The following is a 4,108-nucleotide window of genomic DNA, read 5'->3' on the forward strand; positions in this document are numbered from 1 at the left end:
CGAGCCCCGCGTGCGCCATCGGCAGCGTGACGACGCCGACATCGGCCGTGCCGGCCAGCACCTCGTGCACGACATGCTCGGCCGATTCGCTGCGCAACTGGTAGTGGGGCGCCTGCACGCCGTCGGGCAGCGCGGCGAGCGCGGCCGGCACGAGCGTGGCCGCAAGCGACGGGGTCGCCGCGATGCGCACGGGCTCGGCGCTTTCATCGCCGAGCGCGCGGGCGCGCGCCTCGATCGCGCGCAGGCCGACTAGCGAGCGTTCGACTTCCTCGTAGAGCAGGAACGCGCGCCGCGTCGGCGTGACGCGCGGGCCGTGCCGGTCGAACAGCGCGTAGCCGAGGTCGGCTTCGAGCTCCTGGATCTGCCGCGTGACGGCCGGCTGCGAACGGCCGAGCAGTTCGCCCGCGCCGGTCACGCTGCCGGCCGACATGACCGCGGAAAAGGCTTCGAGTTGATGCAGCTCCATGACACCTTCCGATGATGCGATTTGCGCATTGTAGAAGTGTGAGCATGCGCGATTCATATAATGATTTTTGCTATCGACAGCGTGAAAACTGCGAAGCGCCCGATCGTTGCGATAGACGATTACGCGTGCTTGAACGTGGGTTGCGATCGGCGCCGCGAGCGAAACGCCAATCGAATCAAGGTGATGCGCTGCATGCGGATACATCGCGCGATACGGGCTGTGCGGAGGGTCGTTCGCGTGCCTCACCCCCTTCGCGCCGCGCACGATATCGATATGCGCAAAACTTCGTTGGATCGTCCTGAACCGGGTGGTTACATGCCCTCACTCTTTTCGACCGACTGAAGCTGGGGGACGCATGAACGTTTCGGGGAACGACGCACGCGGCGCATGGCGGCGCGTGCTGGGCACGGTGGCGGCGCTCGCTGCCGCATGGGGCCTGTCGACGGGCGGCGCGCTCGCGGCGGGCGTGGCGGGCGTGGCGGGCGAGCCGGTGGTGATCGGCGTGAGCGGGCCGCTGACGGGGCAGGATGCGCAGTACGGCGAACAATGGAAGCGCGGCTTCGATCTCGCGCTCGACGAGATCAACGGCAGCGGCGGCATTCACGGCCGGCCGCTCGCGGTCGACTTCCAGGACAGCCGCAGCGACCCGCGCCAGGCGGTGGCGATCGCGCAGAAGTTCGTCGCCGATCCGCGCATCGCGATCGAGCTGGGCGACTTCTCCAGCGCGACGTCGATGGCCGCGTCGCCGATCTACCAGCGCGGGCAACTGATCCAGTTCGGCTTCACGAACTCGCATCCGGACTTCACGAAGGGCGGCGACTATCTGTGGAGCACCGCGCTGAGCCAGGCCGAGGAGCAGCCGCTGCTCGCGCGCTACGCGGTGAAGGAGCTCGGCTTCAAGCGGATCGCGGTGCTGTACCTGAACACCGACTGGGGCCGCACCAGCAAGGACATCTTCGCGAAGGCGGTGGCCGGGCTCGGCGCGCAGGTCGTCGCGGCCGAAGGCTATCAGCCGGCGGAGAAGGATTTCCGCTCGACGCTCGTGCGCATCGGCGAATCGAAGCCCGATTCGATCGTGCTGATCTCGTACTACGCCGACGGTGCGCAGATCGTGCGCCAGGCGCGTACGTCGGGGCTCACGCTGCCGATCGCGGCGGTCGGTTCGGTGTACTCGCCGAAGTTCCTCGAGCTGGGCGGCGCGGCCGTCGACGGCGTCTATACGGAATCGAACTTCTTCCCGGCCGAGCCGCGCCCCGAGGTGCAGGCGTTCGTGCAGCGCTATCGCGCGAAATTCCACGCCGATCCCGATTCGTTCGTCGCGCGTGCATACGATGCGCTAATCCTGTCGGCCGAGGTGCTGCGCCGCTACGGCACGACGCGCCAGGCCGCGCACGACGGCTTCGCGAAAATCAGCGACGTGCCGAGCGTGATTTTCGGCAAGGTGCGCTTCGATCCGCAGACGCGCCGCGTCGCGGGCGCACGCACCGTGTATCTGGTCGTGAAGCAGGGGCAGTGGGCGCTGTGGGACGGCGCGAAACCGCAGCTCGCCGCGCGTTGAACCCGGCGCTGAACAGCATGCACGTAACGGACGCATCGTGATGGCTTCCTGGCTCGACTACACGCTCAACGGCCTCATCGTCGGCAACATCTACGCGCTGCTCGCGGTCGGGCTCGCGCTGATCTTCGGCGTGTCGCACCTGATCAACTTCGCGCACGGCTCGGTCTACATGGTCGGCGCGTTCATCGGCTGGCTGTGCCTGACGCGCCTCGGGTTGCCGCTGCCGGCGGCGCTGGCGGCGGTCGTCGTCGGTTGCGGTGCGCTCGGCATCGCGATCGAGCGGATCGGGTTGCGGCCGCTGCGCCACGCGGCACGCATCGCGCCGCTGCTCGCGACGATCGGCATCAGCTTCATCCTCGACCAGTTCGCGCAGCTCGTGTTCGGCGCCGACCCGCGCGCGGTGCCGACGCCGCTGCCCGACTGGCATCTGCGGATCGCCGGTGCGACGCTCGGCTCGCTCGACCTGTTGATCGCGGGCATCGGTATCGCGGCGGCCGCGCTGCTGTACGGCTTCCTGCGCTTCACGCGGCTCGGCTGGGCCGTGCGTGCGACCGCGCAGGATCGCGACGCGGCGCTGCAGATGGGCGTCGACGTCGACCGCGTGAACCAGACCGTGTTCGCGATCGCGTGCGCGCTCGGCGGCGTGAGCGGGCTGCTGGTCGGCATGTACTACAACAGCATCGATCCGGCGATGGGTTTCCAGGCCACGCTGAAGGGCGTGGTCGCGCTGCTGATCGGCGGGCTCGGCAACGTGCCGGGCGCGATCGCCGGCAGCCTGCTGCTCGGTCTCGTCGAAAGCTACGGCGTCGCGCTGTTCGGCACCAGCTATCGCGACCTGTTCGCGTTCGGGCTGTTGATCGTGTTCCTCGTGTGGCGGCCGAACGGGCTGTTCAGCGCGAACCGCGCGCTGCCGCCCGAGCCGATGACGGGCACCTTCCTCGCGGCCGCGAAGGCCGTGCGCGTGCCGCGTCCGGTACTCGTCGTGCTGATCGTGGCGGCGGCCGTGCTGCCGTGGCTCGGCGCGTCGCCGTACGTGCTGCAGACATTGACCAACGCGTGGCTGTACGGGCTGCTCGCGCTGAGCCTCACGCTGGTGGCGGGCACGGTCGGGCAGATCTCGCTCGGCCACGCGGCGCTGCTGGTGATCGGCGCGTATGCGTCGGCGCTGCTGTCGTCGGATCTCGGCTGGTCGCCGGCCGTGACGATTCCGTGCGCGGGCGTGATCACCGCCGTGTTCGGCACGCTGCTCGTCTATCCGGCGTTCCGGCTGCGCGGGCATTACGTGTCGATCGCGACGCTCGGCATCGGCGAAGTGGTGAGCCTCGTGATCCTGAACTGGGACGGCCTCACGCGCGGCCCGCTCGGCATCACGGGCATCGCGCCGCTGCCGTGGGCGACGACCGCGCGTGCCGCGTACTGGTTCACGTTCGCGGTGCTTGTCGTGTTCGCGCTCGTGCAGGTGCGGCTGCTGCGCTCGCATCTCGGCCGCACGCTGCGCGCGGTGCGCGAGGACGACGTCGCCGCGCGTGCGCACGGCATCGCACCGAACCGCTACAAGGCGATCGCGTTCGCGGTCGGCGGCGTCGCGGCCGGCGTGAGCGGCGGGATCGCCGCGCACCTGTACAGCTACATCAACCACCAGACCTTCGATTCGCAGGTGTCGATCCTCGCGTTGACGATGGTGATTCTCGGCGGGCTCGGCAACGTGCTCGGCGGCATCGTCGGCGCGATCGCGCTGATCGGGCTGCCCGAGCTGTTCCGCTGGGCGGCCGACTACCGGATGCTGATCTACGGCCTCGTGCTGTTGCTGCTCGTCCGGTTCCGGCCGCAGGGCCTGCTCGGCACGGTGTGAGGAGGAATGCGATGACCACCAACCGACCCTTGCTCGACGTGCAGGGCCTGACGCGCCGCTTCGACGGCGTGACCGCGCTCGACGGCGCGAGCCTGTCACTCGCCGATGGCGAACTGCTGAGCGTGATCGGGCCGAACGGCGCGGGCAAGTCGACGCTGTTCAACCTGATCGCGGGCGCCGACCGGCCCGATGCCGGCCGCGTGACGTTCGACGGCCGCGACATCACGGGCAC

At 69.3% G+C, this 4,108-nt stretch carries 4 protein-coding genes; 3 read left to right on the top strand and 1 reads right to left on the bottom strand.

From position 1 onward, the window contains the following. On the bottom strand, window positions 1–466 hold a 466-nt coding region (locus tag G3N96_RS37585; protein ID WP_206140370.1), incomplete at its 3' end, for a LysR family transcriptional regulator. Between the two features lie 355 nt (window positions 467–821). Here G3N96_RS37585 and G3N96_RS37590 point away from each other — a divergent pair. From G3N96_RS37590 to G3N96_RS37600, 3 genes are all read left to right on the top strand, one after another. Beyond that, the gene (locus tag G3N96_RS37590) at window positions 822–2,024 is read left to right on the top strand and encodes an ABC transporter substrate-binding protein (RefSeq protein ID WP_206140371.1); all 1,203 of its coding nucleotides are present in this window, start codon (window positions 822–824) and stop codon (window positions 2,022–2,024) included. Between the two features lie 40 nt (window positions 2,025–2,064). Then, window positions 2,065–3,876, top strand: coding sequence for an ABC transporter permease (locus G3N96_RS37595; protein WP_206140372.1), 1,812 nt, complete (start codon window positions 2,065–2,067; stop codon window positions 3,874–3,876). 11 nt (window positions 3,877–3,887) lie between these two features. Beyond that, window positions 3,888–4,108 (top strand): ATP-binding cassette domain-containing protein (locus G3N96_RS37600; RefSeq protein WP_206140373.1); only part of this gene is annotated, 221 nt, incomplete at its 3' end.

Source organism: Burkholderia sp. Se-20373 (assembly GCF_017104705.1).
Lineage (GTDB): Bacteria > Pseudomonadota > Gammaproteobacteria > Burkholderiales > Burkholderiaceae > Burkholderia.

What these genes read in the sequence shown, in the direction of transcription:
- G3N96_RS37590 (WP_206140371.1), top strand. Translation starts at nt 822, where the DNA reads ATGAACGTTTCGGGGAACGACGCACGCGGCGCATGGCGGCGCGTGCTG.
- G3N96_RS37595 (WP_206140372.1), top strand. Translation starts at nt 2,065, where the DNA reads ATGGCTTCCTGGCTCGACTACACGCTCAACGGCCTCATCGTCGGCAAC.